Below are 23,443 nucleotides of genomic sequence, written 5' to 3'. Positions count from 1 at the left end.
GATTTCTCACACCCGTCGCAGTAATCCCACTGGTCCCGCTAAGCTTCAAGGAGCACGTGCGTGTCTGTTCCGCCGGTGGGGAAGCCGGTGGCGCGGACGTGCCGGAGGTCAGTGGTGCGATGATGTCTAACAAGATGTCTGCAAATAGCTCAGGGACGTCGCCAGGTAGCTCCGGACCATCGGGCGGCCGGGCTGGTTCCCGGACGCAAGGCGGCTCGGCGTCTTCGACGCAATCGATGCTCGGCGGAGGTACCCAGTTCCTCACCGTCGCCGAGGTCGCGAATCTCATGCGGGTATCCAAAATGACGGTCTATCGGCTCGTGCACTCGGGTGAATTGCCCGCCGTGCGGGTCGGCCGTTCGTTCCGGGTGCATGCCAAGGCGGTCCACGACTACCTGGAGACGTCCTACTTCGACGCTGGATGAGGCGGTTTCATCAGCTGGTCGGTGTCCCGGTAGGATGACCCCTCGGTTCGTGTTCGCCTGCTGGCGGCACCGCTTCGTGGTGTCCGGGTGTCTGCTGGCGGCGCGGACGCTGAAATAGGCGTACGCGATTGGCGTGCGCGCCGAGTAGAGAGAACGCGAGGACAACCCTATGGGTTCTGTGATCAAGAAGCGCCGCAAGCGCATGTCGAAGAAGAAGCACCGCAAGCTGCTTCGCCGCACGCGTGTCCAGCGGCGCAAACTCGGCAAGTAAGACCCCCTAGCGTCTGCTTGCAGGTCGCTCGAAACGATCAGCGGCGACTGCCTGCAGGTCGCTCGAAACGATCAGCGCGTTAGCTGGGAGGCCCGTCACCGAATGGTGGCGGGCTTTTCTTTTTGAAATAGTCGATTTTGAAAGTTGTCCGTGTATCAGGTGATTGAAGTCATCGTTAGAACCTGGTTAATAATCACGGCGCATCGGAGTTGACCGGTTACGCTGGTACCGCAGTCAGTGGAATAGGGGGGCTGTCACAGTTGGGATCCGGTGCGGTGGGATCTGAGATACGGGATGGACATACACCCAAGGTGGTGATGGTGACCGGTGCCAGCCGATTCTTCGGCGGCAATGTGGTCGCACGGTTGGCCCAGGATCAGAACATCGAACACATCCTGGCCGTCGACACCATGACCCCCAGTCGTGAGCTGCAACGGCGCATGGGGCGCGCCGAGTTCGTTCGCGCCGATATTCGAAATCCCTTGATTCGCAAGGTGATCGGCGGCAACGAAGTCGACACCGTGGTGCACGCCTCGATGCTCGCGCATCCGCCTTCCGGTGGTGGCCGGGCGGTGATGAAAGATCTCAACGTCCTGGGCGCCATGCAGCTGCTCGCGGTCTGTCAGAAATCACCTTCGGTGCGCCGAGTGGTGGTGCGCTCGACCTCCGCCATCTACGGATGCAGCGCCAAGGATCCCGCGAAATTCACCGAGGAAATGAGCGCACGGACCCCACCGAGCGGTTGGTTTGCTCGCGACATGATCGAAATCGAGGGATTCGTCCGCGGGCTCGCGCGCCGGCGCCCCGATATCGCCACCGCGATTTTGCGTTTGGCGCCCATTGTCGGCCCGCGGCTGGCCGGGCGCGGTGTGCAATATCTGCGCTCGCCGGTGGCGCCGACGGTGTTCGGGCGCGACGCACGGCTGCAGTTGCTGCACGAGGAGGACGCCATCGCCGCGATGGCGCACGCGGCGCGGCACGCACCCGGCGGCACCTACAACATCGCCGGTGACGGCGCACTGGCGCTGTCGCAGGCCATCCGGCGTTCCGGCCGCATCGAGCTGCCGATCCCGTGGCTGCTGTTCCGCACCGCGGGCCGCGCGCTCATGGGCCCGATCATGCGTGACTTCACCAGTGAGCAGCTCGACTATTTCCATTTCGGCTGTGGCCTCGACACCACCCGCATGCGCACCGAACTCGGGTTCGTACCGCGCTGGACGACGGTGCAGGCATTCGACGACTTCATCGGGGGCGCAGCGTCGCGGCCCGTCATCGATCCAGCGTGGATCGATGCCGCAGAACACAAACTGCTCGGCCTGCTCGGGGCCGGTACGGGAGCACATTCATGAATGACGTAGCGAAAGTCATCCATCTCCACGATCTGAACGTCGAGTCGCGCCAGCGGACCGCTCCCCGGCGCTGGCCTGAGCCGGTGACCGGCGACGCTGCGCCGAGCCAGGTGGTGACCTCGCTGACCGAACGTCTGGCCGCCGCCGAACCGCCGGCGCCGCAGTCCATCTCGGATATGCTGCGCGGCGCCGTGGGCAAGCAGATCCGCACCACCGCCGAATTCGCGCGTCGTCGGCTGACCGGCGACTATCAGGTGGACGAATTCGGTTTCGACGAGCATCTGCTCGAATCGCTCATCCTGCCCGCGCTGCGCCCGCTCTCGGATTTCTGGTTCCGGGTGCAGGTCAACGGGATCGAGAACCTTCCCGAGGCGGGCGGTGCGCTGATCGTCGCCAACCATGCGGGCACGGTCCCGCTCGACGGGCTGATGCTGCAATTGGCGATCCACGATCGCCATCCGAAGCAACGGGCGCTGCGTCTGCTCGCCGCCGACCTGCTCTTCGAGATGCCCGTGCTCGGCGTGCTCGCTCGCAAGGCCGGGCACACCTTGGCCTGCCATCCTGATGCCGAAAGGCTTTTGCGCGCTGGCGAATTGACCGGCGTCTTCCCCGAGGGCTTCAAGGGCGTCGGCAAGCAGTTCACCGACCGGTACAAGCTGCAGCGCTTCGGTCGCGGCGGATTCGTCGCCGCGGCGGTGCGCACCGGCACGCCGATCATCCCGTGCTCGATCGTCGGCTCCGAGGAGATCTACCCGAAGCTGGCCGATATCAAGCCGCTCGCCCGACTGCTCAATCTGCCGTATTTCCCGGTGACCCCGCTGTTCCCGCATTTGGGCCCGCTCGGCGCGCTGCCGCTGCCGTCCAAGTGGTACATCGAATTCGGCGAGCCGATCCCGACCACCGGCTACGAGGCAGAGGCGGCCGACGATCCGATGACGATGTTCGAGGTCACCGACCAGGTCCGCGAAACCATTCAGCAGACCCTCTACAAACTGCTCACCAAGCGTCGCAACCCGTTCACGGGCTAGCTGTATTTTTGGCCGCGTGGGCGCGGCGTGTTCGCGGGGTCGAGTTCGGGATGTGAGCGCTCAGTGCTCGCGACGCCGGGTGACCGCCGCCGCGACCGCACCGCCGGCGGCGCCGAGCGCGAGTGCCGTCGGCACGCCGATCTTCGCGGCCTTGCGCCCGGTGCGGAAGTCGCGGATCTCCCATCCGCGGTTCTTCGCCACCTCACGCAGATCCGAATCCGGATTGATCGCCACCGCGGTGCCGACCAGCGAGAGCATCGGCACATCATTGTGGCTGTCGGAGTAGGCCGTACAGCGCTTGAGGTTCAAGCCTTCTCGGATGGCCAGCGTGCGCACCGCATGCGCCTTGCCCAGCCCGTGCAGAATGTCGCCGACCAGCCGCCCGGTGAATTTGCCGTCCACGCTCTCGGCGACCGTGCCCAGTGCACCGGTCAGCCCGAGCCGCTTCGCGATCACCTGCGCCAACTCGACCGGCGTCGCGGTCACCAGCCACACCTGCTGGCCCGCGTCCAGGTGCATCTGCGCCAAAGCCCTTGTGCCCGGCCAGATCTTGTCGGCGATGATCTCGTCGTAGATCTCCTCGCCGAGCGCGGCCAGTTCGGCGGTCGGGCGGCCCGCGATGAACGCGAGCGCCTTCTCCCGGCCCGCGGCCATATCGGTGCTGTTCTCCTTGCCGGTGACCCGGAACTTCACCTGCTTCCAGGCGACGTCCACCAGATCGGAGGTCTTGAAGTATTTGCGCGCCGCCAGCCCGCGGGCGAAATGCACGATCGACGCACCCTGCACCATGGTGTTGTCGACATCGAAGAACGCGGCCGCGGTCAGGTCGCGCGGGGCCTCCGGCCCGGTCGCCTCGACAGCGGCCTCGGCTAGTTCGGCGTCGTGCAGCGATAGCGCCGCCTCGGCACTGGCCTCACCGGCCAGATTGGCCCGCAGCTCTTCCTCGCTCGGGCCGAAGGGGCTGCGAGAGATGCGCGCGAGCTGGTCCTGCAGACCCTGGCCGAGCCGACCCTGATTCCACCGCACCGGAAACTCTCCGAATCGTCCCGCGATGAAACCTGCCCTTGCCACCTTCGATCGTTCCGGCACCAGTACCTCCGCCCGTCGCGCGAACCACAACCACATTAGCTGCCCGCGGTGACAGTTAAGGCACTACCGCGCGCTCCGATCCGCGCGTGGCGAGGGGATTTAATATCGGCCATGACCAATCCCACACATTCGGTGACGCTGCTGACGAGATCGGGCTGCGGACTGTGCGTCATCGCACTCGAGCAACTGCGGGCGATCTGCGCCGATTTCGACATCGAGCCCGCGGCCGTCGACGTCGACGAAGCCGCCGGAACCGACCCTGGCCTGCGCGCGGAGTACGGCGACCGGCTTCCGGTGGTGCTGCTGGACGGCCGCGAGCACAGCTATTTCGATGTCGACGAGCCCCGATTGCGGGCCGACTTGACTCGCTGAGCGATAGCTGATCCGGCCCGATTCCGCCGCGCTGCTGGTCGCGGCGGAAAATGAGGCCAAATTCACCGACTTTGTGAAGGGCTGCACAAGCGGTTACGGTGGTGGCACGCGACCCGCATGCCGAGGCTGCGGATCCACCGCGTAATGAACCCAGCATTCCGAATACTTCGACCATGGCACCGGACCGCCCCGGGCCCGAGGTCGAACGACGAACCGGACCTCGCCGGAGGCCGGAACGAGGAGCCGACGACGTGACAGAGCAGCATGAGACGCCAGGCGGCGTCTCCGGCAGGGCTCTGCAGAAGGACATCCCGCAGGCCACTGTGGCGCGGCTGGCCACCTATCTCCGGGTCCTCGCCATGTTGGCCGACGACGGTGTTGCCATCGTATCGAGTGAGGAACTGGCTGTCGCGGCGGGTGTCAATTCCGCCAAGTTGCGCAAGGACCTTTCCTTCCTCGGCCCCAATGGAGTTCGGGGTGTCGGCTATGACGTCGCCAAGTTGCGCACCAGGATCGAGGACGTGCTCGGTCTGTCGCAGGGACATCGGGTGGTACTGGTCGGCGCCGGAAATCTGGGCCGGGCCCTGGTGGGCTACGGCGGCTTCCGGCGGCGCGGATTCACCGTGGTCGGCATGTTCGACAGCCATCCCGAGGTGATCGGCATGTCGGTCGCCGGACTGGTGGTGCGCGATGTCGCGGATCTGGCCCCGGCCATCGACGCGTTGAAGCCGACCATCGCGGTGATCACCGTGCCCGACGCGGCGGCGCAGGACGTCTGCGACCTGCTGGTCGCCTCCGGGCTGCAATCGATTCTGAGCTTCGCCCCGTGTGAACTGACCGCGCCGGAGACGGTGGAGGTCCGCCGGGTCGACCTGGCGGTCGAGCTGCAGATGCTGTCGTTCGAGACGGCACGCAATGCGCCGCCGCTGCCCGAGGTGGCGCACGCGGTCTCCGGTCGCATCGCCCACCGCGCGCCCGCCGCGCACGCTGCTGCCGGACATCCGGCACTCAAACACTCGAAGACCTCGCACTCGGCAACGGAGCCATCCAGCAAGGGATCGGTGGTTACACCATGAGCGTTCTTTTAGTCGGGATCTCGCATCGGAGCGCGCCCGTCTCGATTCTCGAGAAGGTCGCGATCACCGACGCGGACCGGCCGAAGCTGATCGACCGAATGCTCACCTCCAGTCACGTCTCCGAGGCGATGATCGTCTCCACCTGCAACCGCGTCGAGGTCTACGCCGTTGTCGACGCCTTCCACGGCGGCCTAGCCGAGGTCGGCGAGCTATTGACCAGACATTCCGGACTGCCGCTGCCGGATCTGACCAAGCACGCCTACGTCCGCTACAGCGAGGCCGCCGCCGAACATCTGTTCGCGGTGGCCAGCGGCCTGGATTCGATGGTGGTCGGCGAGCAGCAGGTCCTCAGCCAGATCCGCGGCGCCTATGCCTCCGCCGACGCCCAGCAGGCGGTCGGGCGGACCCTGCACGAATTGGCCCAGCACGCCCTGCGCGTCGGCAAGCGGGTGCATGCGGAGACCGGTATCGACCGGGCCGGTGCGTCGGTGGTTTCGGTGGCGCTGGATCGGTCGCAGCAGGTGCTCGGCCCGCTCGCGGGGCAGACCGCGGTGGTGCTCGGGGCCGGCGCGATGGGCGGACTCGCGGTGGCGCATCTGTCGCGTGCGGGCATCGGCCGCATCATCGTGGTGAATCGCACATCCTCCCGAGCCAAACGGCTCGCCGCGACCGCGCGCAGTCACGGTGTCGAGGCGCATTCGATGGAACTGTCGCGCCTGACCGAGGCGATGGCGGCCGCCGATGTCGTCATCACCTGTACCGGCGCGGTCGGTGCGGTGGTGACACTGGCCGATACCCACCGGGCCCTCGCCGAGCGTGAGCGCGCCAACGAATTCGCCTCGGTGGAACGGCCGTTGGTGTTCTGCGATCTCGGTCTGCCGCGCGATGTCGAACACGCCGTCGCCGGGTTGCCCGGTGTCACCGTCATCGATATCGAGACGTTGCAGCGCGATCCGGCGGCCGGTGCGGCCGCCGACGATACCGCCGCCGCCCGCTCGATCGTCGCCGATGAACTCGCGAAATACCTTGCGGGCCAGCGCATGGCCGAGGTCACCCCGACCGTGGCCGCGCTGCGTCAGCGCGCGGCCGAAGTGGTCGAGGCGGAATTGCTCAGACTGGATTCCCGGCTGCCCGGACTGGCCGATCCGGAGCGTGACGAGGTGGCCCGCACGGTGCGCCGCGTCGTCGACAAACTGCTGCACGCGCCGACGGTTCGGGTCAAGCAGCTGGCCTCCACGCCGGGCGGGGATACCTACGCCGAGGCGCTGCGGGAATTGTTCGAGCTCAAACCCGGTGCGGCGCAAGCGGTTGCGACACCGATGGAGATCAGTCCGATCGGTGACGAGCACGGCGCACCGCGATTCACGGGGGATGGCGAGATCGCGCTGGCCGACGACTTCACCGCCGGACACCGCGGCGAGGAACAGGGGCAGACGGCATGACAGCTGTGCAGGAAGAGGAAAACGTGACCGCAGGCAGCACACGCGTGCCGTGGCGGATCGGCACCAGAGGTAGCTTGCTCGCCCTCACTCAGGCGGGCACCATCCGCGACACCCTGATCGCGGCCGGACACGATGCGGAGCTGGTGGTCGTCAAGACCGCGGGCGATCTGTCCGCGGATCCGGTGCAGAAGATCGGCGTGGGCGTCTTCACCTCGGCCCTGCGCGACGAACTGGCCGCCGGGAATATCGACATCGCGGTGCACTCGTACAAAGACCTGCCGACCGCACAGGATCCGCGCTTCACCATCGCCGCCATCCCGCCGCGCGAGGATCCGCGCGACGCCCTGGTGGCGCGCGACGGTCTGGTGCTCGGTGAGCTGCCCGCCGGTGCCAAGATCGGCACCTCCGCGCCGCGCCGTGCGGCCCAGCTGCGCGCCCTCGGACTCGGTCTGGACATCGTGCCGCTGCGCGGCAACCTCGACACCCGCCTGCGCAAGGTCAGCGAGGGCGAGTTGGACGCGGTCGTGGTCGCCAGGGCCGGACTCGCCCGAATCGGACGGCTCGACGAGGTGACCGAGGCGCTGGAGCCGGTGCAGATGCTGCCCGCGCCCGCCCAGGGCGCGCTGGCGGTCGAATGCCGCAGCGACGACACCGAATTGCTCGCGGCGCTGACCGAACTCGACGACGCCGCCACCCGCGCCGCCGTCATTGCCGAGCGGTCGCTGCTGGCCGAACTCGAGGCCGGTTGCACCGCGCCGATCGGCGCGATCGCCGAGGTCGTCGAATCGCTCGACGACGACGGCAAGATCGTCGACGAACTGTCGCTGCGCGGGTGCGCGGCGGCCGTCGACGGCTCCGATGTGTTGCGCGCCTCCGTGGTCGGGCCGCCGGAGCGCGCCGCGGAACTGGGTCGCGAGCTGGCTCGGGAACTGCTCGATCTGGGCGCCCGCGAGCTGCTCAGCACGCCCGAACCGGAGTCCGCCGGTTCCCCCTCACAGGCGGTGTCGCCGCCCGCCGATGACTTCACCACATCCAGCCCAATGGAGAACAGCCAATGAGCCGAGCACACAAGAAGCATCCCGGTCGGATCCTTTTCGTCGGGTCAGGGCCTGGCGACGTGGCGCTGCTGACAGTGCGTGCTCGTGAGGTGCTCAGTCGCGCGACGCTGGCGTTCACCGATCCTGATGTCGACAAGGGCGTGCTCGCCCTGATCGGCATCGCGGTCGAGCCCGGCGAGGACGGCGAGCGCCCGGTCGACGTGCGGCCCGCGCTCGGCGATCCCGCCGAGGTCGCCAAGACGCTCATCGCCGAGGCCCGCGGCGGGCACGACGTGGTCCGGGTCGTCGCGGGTGATCCGCTGACGACCGATTCGGTGATCGCCGAGGTCAACGCGGTCACGCGCTCGCATATGGTCTTCGAGGTGCTGCCGGGTCTGCCCAACGGTTCGGCGGTGCCGAGCTTCGCCGGTATCGCGCTGGGCTCCGGGCACACCGAGGCCGATGTGCGCGGTGAGGTCGACTGGGCCGCGCTGGCCGCCGCGCCGGGCCCGCTGGTGCTGTCGGCGACCTCCGGTCATCTGGCCGAAACCGCGAGCGCGCTGGTCGAACACGGCATGGCGCCGCAGACCCCGGTCGCGGTGACGGTGCGCGGCACCACCCGCCAGCAGCGCACCATCGAGGCCACTCTGGCCACGCTCAACAGCGCGGCCTCCGAACTCGTCGGTCCGCTGGTGGTGACCATCGGCAAGGTGGTCGCGCAGCGGTCGAAGATGTCGTGGTGGGAGTCGCGGGCGCTGTACGGCTGGACCGTGCTGGTGCCGCGCACCAAGGATCAGGCCGCCGAGATGAGCGAGCGACTGGTGAGCCACGGCGCCATCCCGATGGAGGTGCCGACCATCGCGGTCGAACCGCCGCGCAGTCCGGCGCAGATGGAGCGCGCGGTCAAGGGTCTGGTCGACGGCCGCTATCAGTGGGTGGTGTTCACCTCCACCAATGCGGTGCGCGCGGTGTGGGAGAAGTTCGCCGAATTCGGTTTGGACGCACGGGCCTTCTCCGGTGTGAAGATCGCCTGCGTCGGCGAGGCCACCGCGGATAAGGTGCGCTCGTTCGGCATCAACCCGGAGCTGGTGCCCAGCGGCGAACAGTCCTCCGAGGGCCTGCTCGCCGACTTCCCACCCTACGACGACGTTTTCGACCCGGTGAACCGGGTCCTGTTGCCGCGCGCGGACATTGCCACCGAAACCCTCGCCGAGGGTCTGCGCGACCGCGGCTGGGAAATCGATGACGTCACGGCCTACCGCACGGTGCGCGCCTCGCCGCCGCCCGCCGAGACCCGCGAAATGATCAAGACCGGCGGTTTCGACGCGGTCCTGTTCACCTCGTCCTCCACGGTCCGCAACCTGGTCGGCATCGCGGGTAAACCGCACGCGCGCACCATCGTTGCCTGCATCGGCCCGAAGACCGCCGAGACGGCCATCGAATTCGGCCTGCGCGTGGATGTGCAGCCCGAGGTCGCCCAGGTCGGTCCGCTGGTCGAGGCGCTGGCCGAGCATGCGGCCCGACTGCGTGCCGAGGGTCTGCTGCCCCCGCCGCGCAAGAAGAGCCGCCGCAGCCGCTAGTCATCGGTGGACTTACCCGGTTGCGCGACGAAGGCGGGCCGTCTCGGGCGACCCGCAAGTGGTCGCTAGCTGACCGACCTGCAAGCAGTCGCTCGCTTGGCCGTTTCGAGCGTCCTGTAGGCAGGTTGCTAGTTGGCCGTTTCGAGCGTCCTGCAAGCAGTCGCTAGCGGCGGCCCCTCGCCGCGCAACCGGAAGCCGCCGCAACCGGAGCCGCCGCAACCGTCGAGCTCCGCTGCTCAGCGGCTGTAGCGCAGCAGGGTCCGCACCAAGCGGCAGGTGGTGTCGGATGGCGGGCGGATATCGATGAGTTGCGCTGTCTGCCGGATCCTTTCGTTATTGGCCTGGCTCGGCAGGTAGATGCCGGAGTCCAGTAGCGCGATGGTCAGGCGCATGGCCTTGAGTCGGCGGTTGTGCGAGATGTACCACTTGCGCGGCCGCCCGGCGGGCAGCGGCTGCTTGCGCAGCGGGACGTAGGGCCGATCGATAATCTTCGACTTCGGTGCGGTTTTGGGCACTGTGGCGTCCTCCCGTCGCGATCGGGAACTCGGAGAGTTCCCTCGAACACGTCTTCGATTTTACTACTGCCCACCGACAAAAACGGCCGCTCACAAGGGGTTTCACACACTGCGGACAACCACGCGGGCAGCCCTGTTGCGAGGCGGGCAGCCCGCGTGCGGGATGCCCAGCCGCGGAACGGCGCAGGCGTTCAGAGTTCGTGCGGGATGCCCGGCTGACGAAACTGGTGGGCGGGTGTTCAGAGTTCGTGCGGGATTCCCGGCTGACGAAACTGGTGGGCGGGTGTTCAGAGTTCGTGCAGGAGATCGAGCGCTTGTGGATGGCGCAGGGTGGCCGCGCGCTCCAGCCAGTAGCGGGCGTCCCTGTGCGCCTGCGCTTTTGCCGCGGCGGCCGCGGCCGGGTTGTCCATGTGCACGGGTTGTTCGCGCAGGAATCGCGCGAGGTGGAACATCGAATCGGCGTCGCCCGCCTCGGCGCCGCGGCGCAACCACCGCTCACCCTCGACCCAGTCGCCGTGCTCGAGGAAGATCACGCCGAGCACCGCCATGGCATCGGTGCGGCCGCGACGTGCCGCCTCGGTCAGCAGCGTGACCGCCCGTTCGACCTTGCCCTCGCGCGCCAGCCACACCCCGAGAGTGCGCATGGCCGTTGGACTTCCGGCCCGCACCGCACGCTCGTACCAATGCCGTGCCTCGTTGTCGAAGCCGCGGCGACTCGCGACAACCCCCATATTGCACAGCGCCTCGGGCAGCCCGTCTTCGGCGGCGGGCAGGAACCAGACTTCGGCGGCGTCGAGATTTCCCCGCTCCAAATACAACGTCCCCAACTGCTGGTCGGCCCCGGGACAGTCGGCCGCGATCGCGAACTCCAGCCACCGAATCGCTTCCGAGATCCGTCCGTCGGCGGCGAGCAATGCGCCGAGACCCGCCATTGCCGGTCCGCTCCCTTGTGCGGCGGCGCGGCGGAACCACTGTTCGGCTTCGGCCGACTCACCTGCCTCGTACAGCCGCTGCGCCAACTGCATGAGCACGCCCGGATCCCCGCCGCGCGCCAGTTTCCGCAGACCATCCCAATCGGTCCGCCGCGGCGGAATAGCGAATTCGGTCATCGTCTGCTCCCGGAGCCGGACCGGCCACTCACCACCATCATCCCCCGCACCGCACCTCGCAATTCTCCGTGCGGCCGCCCCACTGCCGCGTGGCCGCAGTGTCGCGCGGTGGCCTTATCGAATCCTCGAGACATCCTTAACGCTGGCCGGCTTCCCGGCCCACCGCCCCTGCCGGGTGCGACCACCGTTCGGACCGGGCATATCATGCGAATATGACCGGATTGGACCGCCCGCGGCGGTTGCGCCGTACCCCTGCTCTGCGCCGTCTCGTGGCCGAAACAACTCTGGAGCCACGGCAATTGGTGTTGCCGATGTTCGTGGCCGACGGCCTCGAGGAACCGCGCGAGATCGGCTCCATGCCGGGTGTGATGCAGCACTCGATGGATTCGCTGCGCAAGGCGGCGGTCGAGGCGGTCACCGCCGGTGTGGGCGGGCTCATGCTATTCGGCGTGCCGCTGCCCGAGGACAAGGACGCCACCGGCAGTAGGGCCAGCGATCCCGACGGCATCCTCAACCGGGGTCTGCGCGCGCTCGCCGACGAGGTCGGCGATTCGACGGTTGTCATGGCCGATACCTGCCTGGACGAATTCACCGATCACGGGCACTGCGGCGTGCTGTCCGCGGACGGCGGCGTCGACAATGACGCCACCCTGCACCGCTACGTGGAGATGGCCCTCGCACAGGCCGAGGCCGGTGCCGATCTGCTCGGCACCAGCGGCATGATGGACGGCCAGGTCGGCGCGATCCGGCGCGGACTGGACGCGGTCGGGCGCACCGATACCGGCATCCTCGCCTACGCCGCGAAGTACGCCTCGGCGTTCTACGGGCCGTTCCGCGAGGCCGTCGCCTCCTCGCTCCAAGGGGATCGACGCAGCTACCAGCAGGATCCGGCGAACCGCCGCGAGGCCATCCGGGAACTGCAGCTGGATCTGGCCGAGGGCGCGGACATCGTGATGGTCAAACCCGCGATGTCGTACCTGGATATCCTGCGCGATGTCGCCGACCAGTCGACGGTGCCGGTGGCCGCGTACCAGATCTCGGGCGAGTACGCGATGATCACCGCCGCCGCCCAGCGCGGCTGGATCGACCGGCGCGGCGCCATCCTGGAATCACTGATCGGCATCCGCCGGGCGGGCGCGGACATCGTGCTCACCTACTGGGCGACCGAGGCCGCGCACTGGCTGTCGTGACGAATCCGTCCAGACCCGAGGCATCCGGCTCGAATACGCCCGAGCCGTATCCTTCGGGTTCGAATACGCCCGAGCCGTATCCTTCGGGTTCGAATCCGCCCGAGCCGTATCCTTCGGGTTCGAATACGCCCGAGCCGTATCCTTCGGGTTCGAATACGCCCGAGCCGTATCCTTCGGGTTCGAATACGCCCGAGCCGTACCCTCCGGGCTCGAATCCGCCTGGGCCGCATCCACACGGCCCATACGCACACGGCCCACACACACCGGGCCCGTACCCGCGTGGCCCGGTCGCCGGGCCACCACCGCCGCGGCCGGAACCGCCGGAGGATATTCGGACCGCGCAGCAATTGTGGTGGGGTGTCATCGGATTCGGCATCGTGCAGTTGATCGGATCGATCATGTCCGCCGTGCAGCAGCGCGGTGAGTTGGCACAGAAGATGTATGACCAGGTGCATGCGAGCGATCCGAACTTCACGATGCCCAGTGCGGAGTTGATGGTTTCGCTGGCCTTCGTGGTCGGTGTGGTGATCGGTTTGGCGCTGGCCGCATTGGCGCTGCTGTTCGTGCATCAGTTCGTGCGCGGAAAGCTCTGGGCGCGAACGTTATTGACGGCCATCGGCGTCTGGCTGGTGCTGGTCGCGGTAGGCACCATGTTCGCGCTGGAATCGGTGACCGGAGCGGCCTCGCTGGTGGCCGGTGGCGCCGCGATCGTGCAGGGCGTGCTCGCGGCGGGCGCCGTTTATCTGAGTCACCGTCCGGACTCGACCGCGTACTTCCGGATGACCCGCAGGTGAACTGCGGCCGGAGCGATCCGCGAGTTTGTCAAGAAAACGGCAGCATGTATCGTGAGGGTTGTCACAGTGGGAATGGGAACCGGTAGTCGTTTGTTACACGTTGTCTTGCGTTTCGCAAGTGCGTCGACCAAATGGCTCCGGAAGATCGGAGGCATCGATGCGAGTGGTGATCCAACAGCCGCAGAGCATTCGGCGAGATCTGCTCGTGCTGAGCCTGCTGATCCTCTTCGGCTTGGTTACCGTCGCGGTGCTGCTGTTGCCGGGCAAGGTCGGCTGATCAGGGGCCGGATGTGGCTCCCGGACGCGACCGGGAGCATGGTGTGACGGATACGGGTGATGGCGCCACCGTCTTATTCGCGGAACCCGGCGCTCGATGGCGTTCGGTGGCCTACGGGCCGGTGTTGTGTCTCGTCGTCTTGATTCTCGAATTGGTGACCTCTGCCGAGGTGCATTGGTTCGCCCTCATCTTCTGTGCCGTGCTGATCGCGGGTTTCGTTGTGCTGCAGGTGATCGCGGGTCAGCGGCACGTGAGCGTCGAACTGACCGACACCGCGCTGCGCGAGGGCACCGAGACCTTGCCGCTGGCGGCGATCGATGCGGTGCTGCCCGAGCGGGACGAGGAATCCTGGGATGACCAGGATTGGGAATCGGCGCGTTCGCTCGGCGAGTTGAGCGCAGTGCCGCGGCGGCGCAAGGGCATCGGGCTGCGACTTGTCGACGGTGGCCTGGTGCAGGCGTGGGCGAAGGATCACCGCGGACTGCGTGCCGCGCTCACCACGGCACTGGGCGGGGCCGATCCGGACCAGCCCGCATCGACCGTCGAGGAAGCCGAGAACAGCGAGAACGGAGCGGACCGTTGAAGCGATGGATCGTGCTCGGTGACCGAATGCTGACCGCATTGGTCGAGCTGACGCTCGCGTTGGTATGCGCGGTCTTCGCGGTGGTGAGCTGGCGCAATGGGTTGGTCACCACGAGCTTCGCCCCGTCTGGCGATGTGCCCGGCTTCGACGCCACCCGCTACAGCGCGCCCTGGCTGGTCCTGGCCACGTTCCTGGTCGTGGTGGCCGGTATTTTCGCCATCGACGCGGTCGCGCGAGCGGTGCGCGCCGTGCGGTCGCGCTGAGGGCGATTACCGGCGCTCTTCGTCGCCGCGGCTGTTTGATCGCGGTATTCGCGGGAACATCGCAGCCATGACGCCGATGATTCCTACGTTCTCACCGCTCGATCTGCTCCCTGTTCCGTTGGCTTGTCTGCTGACCACCGGTTTCGCAGAGTTCTGCTTGGGCGTCACCTCCTAGCGCTGTGGCGGAAATCGTCATCTGATAGACCCTGGTGCACGCGCCGCGACTGGACTACCGTGCAAGTGCCGCGCCGAGCTGCGGCCGCAATAGTTGGCATTCGGCGAATACTCTTGTGGCCGTTATGCTTTCGGCCGGAATAAGCACTGTGTCGACTGGGAGAAATGCTTGTGATTCGTTTTGCCGGGAAAGTGTGCGCGGCGGTCGTCGCGGCGGCCGCGATCGGTGCGGCGCCCGCGTGGGCCGCACCGGGACTGCCGCTGGAGCCCGCCGCCCAGACCGAGACCGAGGTAGCTCAGCCCGCTCCGATCTTCTTGCCCGATTCGGGCTCCGCGGGTGTCTACAACAACTTCATGTGCCAGCTGCACACCATCTCGGCCTCCGCGCCGTGCATGTACACCTAGTTCCAGTTCTGGTAGATGTCCAGCGTGCGGCCGTTCCGGGTGCCCGGCGCGTTGAGGTAGAGCGCGACGGTGCCGTCCGGATGGTTGGCCGCCTCCGCGATGACCTGACGCAATGAGGCGTGCACGCCGCCGTTCTGGTCGCGGTAGATCTCGGTGTCGCCCTTCAGCCCGGCCCCGATCCGGTTGAGCGGCACCACCATGGTGATCAAAGCGGGCAGCGGTCCATCGCCGAGTGCCGCGGTCTCCGCGTGATTCAGATGTAGCCCGACGCGGTCGGACTGGCTGATCGGATCCACGGCGGCCGCGGACCCGGCGCCGAACGTCACGGCGGCGGCGATCGCGGCAAAGATCGTGGCACTGACGACGGCAAACCGCATGGGAGCCTCCCGGTGGGCTAGATGGTGCGACGACGCCCCGAGATTACGCACCGGCAACTATTCGGCGATCGAAATCGCTCCGAACCACGATCGGCGTGTTGCGCCAGGAACGCTGATCTGGCTGCGGTCTGCATCACCTCCACTACACCCTGTCGTCGACTCCTTCGGATCGGGCTGAGACACTGGACGTCGTGAGTTCTTCTCCGCGCGCGACCAGGGCATTGGTGCCGGTCTCGGCTCAGCTCTTCGACCGGGCTGCTTCGGTGATTCCGGGTGGCGTCAACTCGCCGGTGCGGGCGTTCAAGTCCGTCGGCGGCACACCGAGATTCATCGCCTCGGCTAAGGGCTACACGCTCATTGATGTCGATGGCAACGAGTACGTCGACCTGGTGTGCTCCTGGGGTCCGATGATCCTCGGCCATGCGCACCCCGAGGTGGTCGAGGCGGTGCAGCGCGCGGCCGTCGGCGGACTGTCCTTCGGCGCGCCGACCGAGGCCGAGATCGAACTCGCCGAGTTGATCGCCGAGCGGATGGCGCCGGTGGACCGGGTTCGGCTGGTGAACTCCGGCACCGAGGCCACCATGAGTGCGGTCCGACTGGCTCGCGGCTATACCGGTCGCTCCAAGATCATCAAGTTCTCCGGTTGCTATCACGGTCATGTGGACGCCCTGCTCGCCGATGCCGGGTCCGGCGTCGCCACGCTCGGCCTGCCGACCTCGCCGGGCGTCACCGGCGCGCAGGCGGCCGACACCATCGTGCTGCCGTACAACGACATCGACGCCGTCAGCGCCGCCTTCGCCGCGCATCCGGGCCAGATCGCCTGCGTGATCACCGAGGCGGCAGCGGGCAATATGGGCGCGGTCGCGCCGCTGCCCGGCTTCAATGCAGGCCTGCGCGCGCTGACCGCCGAGCACGGCGCGCTGCTGATCATGGACGAGGTGATGACCGGATTCCGGGTGAGCCGGTCCGGCTGGTTCGGCCTCGACGGAGTCGCCGGTGACCTGTACACCTTCGGCAAGGTGATGAGCGGTGGACTGCCCGCCGCCGCGTTCGGCGGTCGCGCCGAGATCATGAATCACCTTGCGCCGCTTGGCCCGGTGTATCAGGCGGGCACCCTCTCCGGTAATCCGGTGGCGGTCGCCGCGGGGCTCGCCTCACTGCGCGCGGCCGATGACGCGGTGTATGCCGCGCTCGATCGCAATGCCGAGCGACTCGGCGGCCTGTTCACCGAGGCGCTCACCGCGGCCGGGGTCGAGCATCAGGTTCAGTTCGCGGGCAATATGGTGAGCGTGTTCTTCGCCGACCGTCCGGTCAACGACTACGCCGCCGCCAAAGCCAGCCAGACCTGGCGTTTCCCCGCCTTCTTCCACGCACTGCTCGATGGCGGGGTGTACGCGCCGCCGAGCGCGTTCGAGGCATGGTTCGTCTCCGCGGCGCTCGACGAGGACGCATTCGACCGTATCGCCGCCGCCCTGCCCGCCGCCGCACACGCGGCCGCGGCCGCCACCCCCGAAGGATCCCGCGCGTGAGTTCCGACCAGCCAGATTCAGAAAAGCGCGAACTACCAGACACCCCTGTCGACGGCGCGGAAGCCGCCGCCGACAAATCCGATGCCGCTGCGACCGTCGGCGCGGCCGAGCAGTCGAGCGCCACTGACGAATCCGGCATTGCCGAGCAGCCCGGCGACGCTGCCGCGTCCGGTCGCGTTGCGGCCGAATCCAGTGCCATTGACGAATCCGCCGCCGCCGAGTCTGCTGTCGCCGAGTCTGCTGTCGCCGCCGAGTCTGTCGCCGCCGAGTCTGTCGCCGCCGACGAGTCTGCTGCCGCCGAGTCTGCTGCCGCCGCCGAATCTGTTGCTGCCGCCGAGTCCGCTGTCGCCGACGAGTCGGAGACGGTCGACCAGCCCGATTCCGGCGAGATCGAAGAGCCCGTCGCCGCGGCGTCGCCGCGTACCTCCGGCACCATCACCCGCCCGCGCGGCGCGAATTCGGCCGACGCGGTCGATGACGACGCCGTCGAAACCATCGTGCACGTGCTTCGGCACGGCGAGGTGCACAACCCGAAGGGCATTCTCTACGGTCGCCTGCCCGGGTTCAGCCTGTCGGTGACCGGACGCGTGCAGGCCGGTGCGGTCGCGCGGTCACTGGGCGACCACGACATCGCGCTGGTGATCGCCTCGCCGCTGCAGCGCGCACAGGAGACCGCCGAGCCGATCGCACGCCAGCACGGGCTGCTCGTGCGCACCGACGAGAACCTGATCGAGGCCGGTAACACCTTCGAGGGCCTGCGGGTTTCGGTCGGCGACGGCGCGCTGCGCAAGCCCAGGCACTGGTGGAAGCTGCGCGATCCGTTCACCCCGTCCTGGGGCGAGCCGTATCTGCAGATCGCGCACCGCATGTTGGCCGCGGTGAACAAGGCGCGGGTCGAGGCGGCCGGACACGAGGCGGTACTGGTCTCGCATCAGCTGCCGGTCTGGACGCTGCGGCGGTTCCTACAGGGCCAGCGGCTCTGGCACGATCCGCGCCACCGGCAGTGCTCGCTCGCCTCGCTGACCTCGCTGGTCTACCAGGGCGACACCCTCGTCGACATCGTCTACTCCGAGCCCGCCGGCGGTTCGGATCCCACGGTGCACGGCGCATGAGAACTTCCTCCCGGCCGTTGGCCCGGCGCTTTGCGCCGGTCCTGCTCGCGTGCGTGGCCCTGGTCGCCGCGCTCGCTGGTTGTTCGACCGGGAAGGATGCGGTGGCCTCCGGCGGTACGTTCGAATTCGTCTCGCCCGGCGGCAAAACCGATATTTTCTACGATCCGCCCGCCGCGCGTGGCACCATCGGCAAGCTCGCCGGGCCGGATCTGATGACCTCGGGCAAGACCACCTCGGTCGCCGACTTCCCGGACAAGGTGGTCGTGCTCAATCTGTGGGGGCAGTGGTGCGGGCCGTGCCGCGCCGAGGCGCCCGCGCTCGAAAAGGTCTACGAGGCAACCAAGGACAGGGGCGTCGTCTTTCTCGGCATCAATGTCCGTGATTTCCAGCAGGACAAGGCGCAGGACTTCGTCGTCGACAACAAGGTCGGTTATCCGTCCGTCTACGACCCGTCCATGCGCACCCTGCTCGCGCTCGGCGGCAACTTCCCGACCAGTGTCATTCCCACCACGCTGGTGCTGGATCGGCAACATCGGGTCGCCGCTGTCTTCCTCCGCTCGCTCTTGGCGGAAGACCTCCAACCAGTTGTCGAACGCATTGCCGCGGAAGGTTCGCAGTGACCCGTTCGGCCCATGCCGTAATTACGTCCCGCTCGATAGCGAGCGGTAGGAAGGTGCAATCGTGAATCGCGATCGCCGTACTCGTAGCCCGCGTGCTTGTCGCCCGCGGCAGGCCGCTCGTCTCGTTCGCGGTGTCTGGACGGTCGATGACCGGTGGGTCGGCGTGGCCGCCGTACCGCGCAGCGCCGCAGCCGATTCGATGATGGACTTCGCCCCGGAGTCGGCGCCGGTGCCCGAGCAGGCTGATCGACCTCCGGTGGAGACCGACTGATGGTGCTTGCCGCAGTAGGTGATTCGTTCCAGCAGACGGCGGCGACGGGGCCGTTGTTGCTGGCGCTCGGCGCGTGCGTACTGGCCGGGCTGGTCTCGTTCGCCTCGCCGTGTGTCGTGCCGCTGGTTCCGGGTTACCTGTCCTACCTCGCCGGACTGGTCGGCGCCGAGGCGCCGCCAGCCACCGCGGCGCAAGCCAAAAGCCTTGGCGGCATAGCGGTTTCGGTCGATCGGGCTGCGGCGCGTACGGGTCGGATGCGAGTGGCCGGTGCGGCCGGTTTGTTCGTCGCGGGCTTCACCGTGGTGTTCGTGCTGGCCACCGCAACGGTTTTCGGCGTCATCCAGACCTTGAATGTGAATCGTGAACTGCTGCAACGGGTCGGCGGTGTGGTCACCATCCTGATGGGGCTGGTGTTCATCGGTCTGGTGCCCGCGTTGCAGCGCGATACCCGGATGGAGCCGCGCCGGCTCACCAGCATTGCGGGCGCCCCGCTGCTCGGCGCGGTCTTCGCGCTCGGCTGGACGCCGTGTCTGGGGCCGACGCTGTCCGGGGTGATGGCGGTCTCCGCGGGTACCGAGGGCACGACGGCGGTGCGCGGCGTCGCGTTGATCGTCGCCTACTGCCTCGGCCTCGGCCTGCCGTTCGTGATCCTGGCCTTCGGTTCGGCGAGCGCGCTGCGCGGTGTCGGCTGGCTGCGGCGCAACTCCCGCACCATCCAGATCATCGGGGGCATGCTGCTCGTCGCGGTCGGGATCGCGCTGGTCACGGGTGCTTGGGACCAGTTCGTCGCCTGGGTGCGCGACGGGTTCGTTTCCGAGGTGACGTTGCCGATATGACCGTGATCGACAGACCCGAGGCGCCGGTGACGCCGTCGAAGCAGTCCCCGCTCGGGCGCGTGTGGGCGCTCGTGCGCAATACCTGGCGCGGGCTCACCAGCATGCGCACCGCGCTGGTGCTGCTGTTCCTGCTGGCCTTGGGCGCGATTCCGGGTGCGCTGCTGCCGCAGCGAAATCTCAACGAGGGCAAGGTCGCCCAGTACATCGCCGACCGGCCGACGCTCGGTCCGTGGATGGACCGGTTCCAGCTGTTCGACGTGTTCTCCAGCTTCTGGTTCACGGCAATCTACGCGCTGCTGTTCATTTCGCTCGTCGGCTGCATTCTGCCGCGCTGCGTGGATCACTATCGCGCGTTGCGCACGCCGCCGGTTCGGGTGCCGCGCAACCTGTCTCGGCTGCCGCACCACTACTCCGAGACGGTCGACGGCACGCCGGACCACATGCTCGAGCATGCGCGCAAAGAACTGCGCGGCTGGCGAACCGAGGTCCGCGACGGCACTCGCGACGGTGAGGTCACCCTCTCCGCGGAAAAGGGCTACACCCGCGAACTCGGCAATCTCGTCTTCCACCTGGCCCTGGTCGGGCTGCTCGTCGCCATCGCGGTCGGCAAGCTCTTCGGCTACGAGGGCAGCGTGATCGTCATCGCGAACAACGGTCCCGGCTTCTGCACCACCTCGCCCGCGGTCTTCGACTCGTTCAAGGCGGGCAATATCAACGACGGCACCGGTATGGCGCCACTGTGCGTGCGGGTCAAGGACTTCAAGGCCGACTACCTGCGCAACGGCCAGGCCGAGATGTTCACCTCGAATATCGAGTACGAGGCCGGGTCCGATCTGCAGAGCAACACCTGGCGCGATGCGCAGATCCAGGTGAACCATCCGCTGCGCGTCGCGGGGGACCGGCTGTATCTGCAGGGCCACGGTTTCGCGCCGACGTTCACGGTGACCTTCCCGAACGGGCAGACCCGAACCGAGACCGTCCAGTGGCGGCCCGATAACGCGCAGACCTTCCTGTCCAGCGGTGTGCTGCGGATCGATCCGCCCGGCGGCATGTACGCGACCGATGAGGAACGCCGCAAGAACCAGATCGCCATCGAAGGTCTGTTCGCGCCGACCGCGCTGCTGCACGGCAGCCTGCTGACCTCGTCGTTCCCGACCATGAACGATCCGGCGGTCGCGGTGGACGTCTACCGCGGTGACACCGGTCTGGATACCGGTAAGCCACAGTCGCTGTTCGCGCTGGATCCCGAGCAGGTCAAGCAGGGGCGACTGACCAAGGAGGCCAGGGTCAACCTGCGCCCCGGCGAGTCGACCACCCTGCCCAACGGCACCAAGGTCACCTTCGATGGCGCGCAGGAATTCGTGAACCTGCAGGTATCGCATGATCCGGCGCAGCAGTGGGTGCTGGTCAGCGCGCTGGCCATGATGGCCGGACTGCTGGTGTCGCTGCTGGTGAAGCGGCGGCGCATCTGGATCCGCGCCTACCCGGCCGATGACGAAGCAGGTACCGTTGACAAACGACGCACCGTAGTAGAGATGGGCGGGCTCGCCAGAACCGATCAGGCGGGCTGGGGCGGCGAATTCGATCGCCTGCGCGAGCGCCTGCTCGATGACCAATCCGCCACGGGAGAGTGACCATGCCGATCGACGAGACCATCGCCCAGTACAGCGATCTCGCCTTCAAATCGGCGATCGTCGTGTACGCGCTGGTGCTGGTGCTGCTGATCGTGCAGTACGCGGCGGCGCGGACACAAAAGGTCGTCGCACGTGAACTGGTGACCGTGGGCGGCGGATCCGAGCGTCCCACGGTGCCGGGACGGGTCGAGACCCCGCAGGCCAAGCCGTTCGCGGAGCGTGCGGGCAATATGGCGTTCTCGGTGCTGTTCGTCGCCATCGCCCTGCACGTGACCTCGATCGTGTTGCGCGGCTTCGCGACCCACCGCTTCCCGCTCGGCAACATGTACGAATTCGTCACCATGGCGACCGCCGCGGCCGCCGTAGTCGGCATGGTCTTCCTGCGCGAACAGCGCTACCGCGCGATGTGGGTCTTCCTGCTCGTTCCGATCCTGATCCTGCTGTTCCTGGCGGGCACCGTGCTCTACGCCGACGCGGCACCCGTTGTGCCAGCGCTGAAGTCGTTCTGGCTGCCCGTCCACGTCACCATCGTGAGCATCGGCAGCGGCGTCTTCATGGTCTCCGGCATAGCCAGCCTGCTCTTCCTCTACCGCCTCCGCCAGCCCGAAGGCGCCGAATCCGACAACATCCTCGGCACCATCGCCCGCCGCCTCCCCGACGCCCGCACCCTTGACCGGTTGGCCTACAAGACCACCATCATCGGCTTCCCTCTGTTCGGTGCCGGAGTCATCCTCGGCGCCATCTGGGCCGAGGCCGCCTGGGGCCGCTTCTGGGGCTGGGACCCCAAGGAGACCTGCTCCTTCATCGCCTGGGTGCTGTACGCCGCGTACCTCCACGCCCGCGCCACCTCCGGTTGGCGCGACACCAAGGCCGCGTACATCAACATCGCCGGTTTCGTGGCGATGCTCTTCAACCTGTTCATCATCAACATCGTGATCAGCGGTCTGCACAGCTACGCGGGGCTGAACTAAGAGCCGAGGATCGGCCTCCGAAAGGCGTCACCAGCGACGCGTAACAGTGCCGGAGGTCCTGGAAGGTGTCTCGGCGGGCAGCCTCGGCGCGTGGATGCGAAGGTCCGGTACGGCTGGACGCGACCGGTGCGGATGGCCGACCATGGCTGACATGTTGCTCACGCGCGAGGCCGATCTTTTCGAAAGCTCCAGGGGTCGCCTGGAGGCGATCGCCTACCGCTTGCTGGGCTCGGCCAGCGACGCCGAGGACGCGGTGCAGGAGACGTATCTGCGCTGGCATGCCGCCGACCGCGAGTACGTGGAGACGCCAGAGGCGTGGCTGACCAAGGTGCTCACCAATCTCTGCGTCAACCAGCTCGCCTCGGCCCGCGCGCGCCGGGAAACCTATGTGGGGCAATGGCTTCCGGAGCCAGTGTTGGCCGGCGACTCGATGCTGGGCCCGGCCGACACCGTCGAACAGCGTGAATCGGTATCGATCGCCATGCTCACGCTCATGGAGCGGCTCACCGCCAAGGAGCGCGTGGTGTACGTGCTGCGCGAGGCCTTCGGCTACCCGCACCATGAGATAGCCGACCTGCTCGACATCACCGAATCCAATTGTCAGCAGGTCTATCGCCGCGCCAAACAGCACTTGGTCCTGGAACGGGCGCGCATCGAGGTGGACGAGGCAGCGGCCCGCCGGATCGTGGCGGAATTCCTGACCGCGGCGGTCAGCGGTCGGACCGACGAGCTGGTGCGGTTGCTCACCGATGACGCCACCATCATCGGCGACGGCGGCGTCTTCTTCGCCACCTTGAACAGGCCGGTCGTCGGCGCCGAGCGCATCGCGCTGTTCGTGCGGCTCGCCATCAAACCATCGGGCACCAAGTGGGACAAGCTCGGCGGCAAGCCCACGCCGTTCGCCGCGATCGTCAATGGCAGCCCCGCGCTGGTCCTGGTGGCCGAGGATCGGATCGTCGGCGTCGTGGTGCTGGAGGTGACCGCCGACGGCATCGCCGCCGTGCACGGCCACGTCAACCCCGACAAGCTGGCGCACGCCAATCGCCAGTGGGCCACGTACGCACCGGGAGCGCCGCTGCCCGATCTATGGTGACCCGTATCACAGTCGACTCCT

Annotated in this window: 25 protein-coding genes; 21 read left to right on the top strand and 4 right to left on the bottom strand. The window is 67.5% G+C overall.

Annotated features, from left to right (window positions below; translation table 11 throughout):
- The first annotated feature begins 236 nt into the window (after positions 1-236).
- From ACHQ4I_RS34880 to ACHQ4I_RS34865, 4 genes are all read left to right on the top strand, one after another.
- Positions 237-425 carry a helix-turn-helix domain-containing protein gene (locus ACHQ4I_RS34880; RefSeq protein WP_040696222.1) on the top strand — a complete coding sequence of 63 codons (189 nt, stop codon included), beginning with the start codon at positions 237-239 and terminating at the stop codon, positions 423-425.
- 169 nt (positions 426-594) lie between these two features.
- Positions 595-696 carry a 30S ribosomal protein bS22 gene (locus tag ACHQ4I_RS34875; protein WP_003402602.1) on the top strand — a complete coding sequence of 34 codons (102 nt, stop codon included), beginning with the start codon at positions 595-597 and terminating at the stop codon, positions 694-696.
- Between the two features lie 317 nt (positions 697-1,013).
- On the top strand, positions 1,014-2,045 hold the full coding sequence (locus tag ACHQ4I_RS34870; RefSeq protein WP_420776610.1) for an NAD-dependent epimerase/dehydratase family protein: 1,032 nt from the start codon (positions 1,014-1,016) through the stop codon (positions 2,043-2,045).
- Positions 2,042-3,073 (top strand): lysophospholipid acyltransferase family protein, encoded by a 1,032-nt coding sequence (locus ACHQ4I_RS34865; RefSeq protein WP_420776158.1) that lies wholly within the window; start codon positions 2,042-2,044, stop codon positions 3,071-3,073. The genes ACHQ4I_RS34870 and ACHQ4I_RS34865 overlap by 4 nt, the downstream gene beginning before the upstream one ends.
- Before the next feature lie 60 nt (positions 3,074-3,133).
- On the opposite strand, the gene ACHQ4I_RS34860 is transcribed toward ACHQ4I_RS34865, so the two are convergent.
- On the bottom strand, positions 3,134-4,144 hold the full coding sequence (locus ACHQ4I_RS34860) for an HAD family hydrolase (protein ID WP_420776609.1): 1,011 nt from the start codon (positions 4,142-4,144) through the stop codon (positions 3,134-3,136).
- A 129-nt stretch (positions 4,145-4,273) separates the two neighbouring features.
- Here ACHQ4I_RS34860 and ACHQ4I_RS34855 point away from each other — a divergent pair, with 129 nt between their 5' ends.
- From ACHQ4I_RS34855 to ACHQ4I_RS34835, 5 genes are all read left to right on the top strand, one after another.
- Positions 4,274-4,534 (top strand): glutaredoxin family protein, encoded by a 261-nt coding sequence (locus ACHQ4I_RS34855; RefSeq protein WP_420776157.1) that lies wholly within the window; start codon positions 4,274-4,276, stop codon positions 4,532-4,534.
- A gap of 251 nt (positions 4,535-4,785) precedes the next feature.
- A complete protein-coding gene (locus tag ACHQ4I_RS34850) occupies positions 4,786-5,610 on the top strand; it encodes a redox-sensing transcriptional repressor Rex (protein WP_420776156.1) in 825 nt (274 codons plus the stop codon).
- Positions 5,607-7,052, top strand: coding sequence for a glutamyl-tRNA reductase (locus ACHQ4I_RS34845; protein WP_420776155.1), 1,446 nt, complete (start codon positions 5,607-5,609; stop codon positions 7,050-7,052). Before ACHQ4I_RS34850 ends, ACHQ4I_RS34845 begins: the two co-directional genes overlap by 4 nt.
- A complete protein-coding gene (gene hemC / locus ACHQ4I_RS34840) occupies positions 7,049-8,110 on the top strand; it encodes a hydroxymethylbilane synthase (RefSeq protein ID WP_420776154.1) in 1,062 nt (353 codons plus the stop codon). The genes ACHQ4I_RS34845 and hemC overlap by 4 nt, the downstream gene beginning before the upstream one ends.
- Positions 8,107-9,669: a bifunctional uroporphyrinogen-III C-methyltransferase/uroporphyrinogen-III synthase gene (locus ACHQ4I_RS34835; RefSeq protein WP_420776153.1), complete on the top strand. Its 1,563-nt coding sequence runs from the start codon at positions 8,107-8,109 to the stop codon at positions 9,667-9,669. Before hemC ends, ACHQ4I_RS34835 begins: the two co-directional genes overlap by 4 nt.
- 236 nt (positions 9,670-9,905) lie before the next feature.
- Here the strand turns inward: ACHQ4I_RS34835 and ACHQ4I_RS34830 are convergent, their stop codons facing one another.
- Both ACHQ4I_RS34830 and ACHQ4I_RS34825 read right to left on the bottom strand, forming a co-directional pair.
- A complete protein-coding gene (locus ACHQ4I_RS34830) occupies positions 9,906-10,184 on the bottom strand; it encodes a hypothetical protein (protein ID WP_420776152.1) in 279 nt (92 codons plus the stop codon).
- Positions 10,185-10,471: 287 nt separating this feature from the next.
- Positions 10,472-11,293 carry a tetratricopeptide repeat protein gene (locus ACHQ4I_RS34825; RefSeq protein WP_420776151.1) on the bottom strand — a complete coding sequence of 274 codons (822 nt, stop codon included), beginning with the start codon at positions 11,291-11,293 and terminating at the stop codon, positions 10,472-10,474.
- 212 nt (positions 11,294-11,505) lie between these two features.
- On the opposite strand from ACHQ4I_RS34825, the gene hemB reads away from it, so the two are divergent.
- The 5 genes from hemB (at position 11,506) to ACHQ4I_RS34800 (ending at position 14,979) form a co-directional block, all read left to right on the top strand.
- Positions 11,506-12,483, top strand: coding sequence for a porphobilinogen synthase (hemB, locus tag ACHQ4I_RS34820; RefSeq protein WP_420776150.1), 978 nt, complete (start codon positions 11,506-11,508; stop codon positions 12,481-12,483).
- A 398-nt stretch (positions 12,484-12,881) separates the two neighbouring features.
- Positions 12,882-13,277 carry a hypothetical protein gene (locus tag ACHQ4I_RS34815; RefSeq protein ID WP_420776149.1) on the top strand — a complete coding sequence of 132 codons (396 nt, stop codon included), beginning with the start codon at positions 12,882-12,884 and terminating at the stop codon, positions 13,275-13,277.
- A gap of 320 nt (positions 13,278-13,597) precedes the next feature.
- A complete protein-coding gene (locus ACHQ4I_RS34810) occupies positions 13,598-14,137 on the top strand; it encodes a hypothetical protein (RefSeq protein WP_420776148.1) in 540 nt (179 codons plus the stop codon).
- The gene (locus ACHQ4I_RS34805; RefSeq protein ID WP_420776147.1) at positions 14,134-14,400 is read left to right on the top strand and encodes a hypothetical protein; all 267 of its coding nucleotides are present in this window, start codon (positions 14,134-14,136) and stop codon (positions 14,398-14,400) included. Before ACHQ4I_RS34810 ends, ACHQ4I_RS34805 begins: the two co-directional genes overlap by 4 nt.
- A gap of 339 nt (positions 14,401-14,739) precedes the next feature.
- Positions 14,740-14,979: a hypothetical protein gene (locus ACHQ4I_RS34800; RefSeq protein WP_420776146.1), complete on the top strand. Its 240-nt coding sequence runs from the start codon at positions 14,740-14,742 to the stop codon at positions 14,977-14,979.
- On the opposite strand, the gene ACHQ4I_RS34795 is transcribed toward ACHQ4I_RS34800, so the two are convergent.
- Positions 14,976-15,356, bottom strand: a complete 381-nt coding sequence (locus ACHQ4I_RS34795) for a hypothetical protein (protein WP_420776145.1) — start codon at positions 15,354-15,356, stop codon at positions 14,976-14,978. The two genes, ACHQ4I_RS34800 and ACHQ4I_RS34795, sit on opposite strands and share 4 nt — an antisense overlap.
- A 191-nt stretch (positions 15,357-15,547) precedes the next feature.
- Between ACHQ4I_RS34795 and hemL the strand changes: the two genes are divergently transcribed.
- From hemL to sigJ, 7 genes are all read left to right on the top strand, one after another.
- Positions 15,548-16,885 carry a glutamate-1-semialdehyde 2,1-aminomutase gene (gene hemL, locus ACHQ4I_RS34790; RefSeq protein WP_420776144.1) on the top strand — a complete coding sequence of 446 codons (1,338 nt, stop codon included), beginning with the start codon at positions 15,548-15,550 and terminating at the stop codon, positions 16,883-16,885.
- 434 nt (positions 16,886-17,319) lie between these two features.
- On the top strand, positions 17,320-17,997 hold the full coding sequence (locus ACHQ4I_RS34785) for a histidine phosphatase family protein (protein ID WP_420776608.1): 678 nt from the start codon (positions 17,320-17,322) through the stop codon (positions 17,995-17,997).
- The gene (locus ACHQ4I_RS34780; RefSeq protein ID WP_420776143.1) at positions 17,994-18,617 is read left to right on the top strand and encodes a TlpA disulfide reductase family protein; all 624 of its coding nucleotides are present in this window, start codon (positions 17,994-17,996) and stop codon (positions 18,615-18,617) included. Before ACHQ4I_RS34785 ends, ACHQ4I_RS34780 begins: the two co-directional genes overlap by 4 nt.
- A 270-nt stretch (positions 18,618-18,887) precedes the next feature.
- Positions 18,888-19,724, top strand: coding sequence for a cytochrome c biogenesis CcdA family protein (locus ACHQ4I_RS34775; protein WP_420776142.1), 837 nt, complete (start codon positions 18,888-18,890; stop codon positions 19,722-19,724).
- A complete protein-coding gene (gene resB, locus ACHQ4I_RS34770) occupies positions 19,721-21,358 on the top strand; it encodes a cytochrome c biogenesis protein ResB (protein WP_420776141.1) in 1,638 nt (545 codons plus the stop codon). The genes ACHQ4I_RS34775 and resB overlap by 4 nt, the downstream gene beginning before the upstream one ends.
- Positions 21,359-21,360: 2 nt before the next feature.
- Complete coding sequence (gene ccsB, locus ACHQ4I_RS34765) at positions 21,361-22,329, top strand: c-type cytochrome biogenesis protein CcsB (protein WP_420776140.1); 969 nt, start codon at positions 21,361-21,363, stop codon at positions 22,327-22,329.
- A 151-nt stretch (positions 22,330-22,480) separates the two neighbouring features.
- Positions 22,481-23,422, top strand: a complete 942-nt coding sequence (gene sigJ / locus ACHQ4I_RS34760; protein WP_420776139.1) for an RNA polymerase sigma factor SigJ — start codon at positions 22,481-22,483, stop codon at positions 23,420-23,422.
- Positions 23,423-23,443 lie beyond the last annotated feature (21 nt).

This window comes from Nocardia nepalensis (assembly GCF_048910785.1).
GTDB classification, from domain to species: domain Bacteria; phylum Actinomycetota; class Actinomycetes; order Mycobacteriales; family Mycobacteriaceae; genus Nocardia; species Nocardia nepalensis.
The sequence above is the reverse complement of the archived record's forward strand: the minus strand, read 5'-3'. Positions and strand labels throughout refer to the sequence as shown.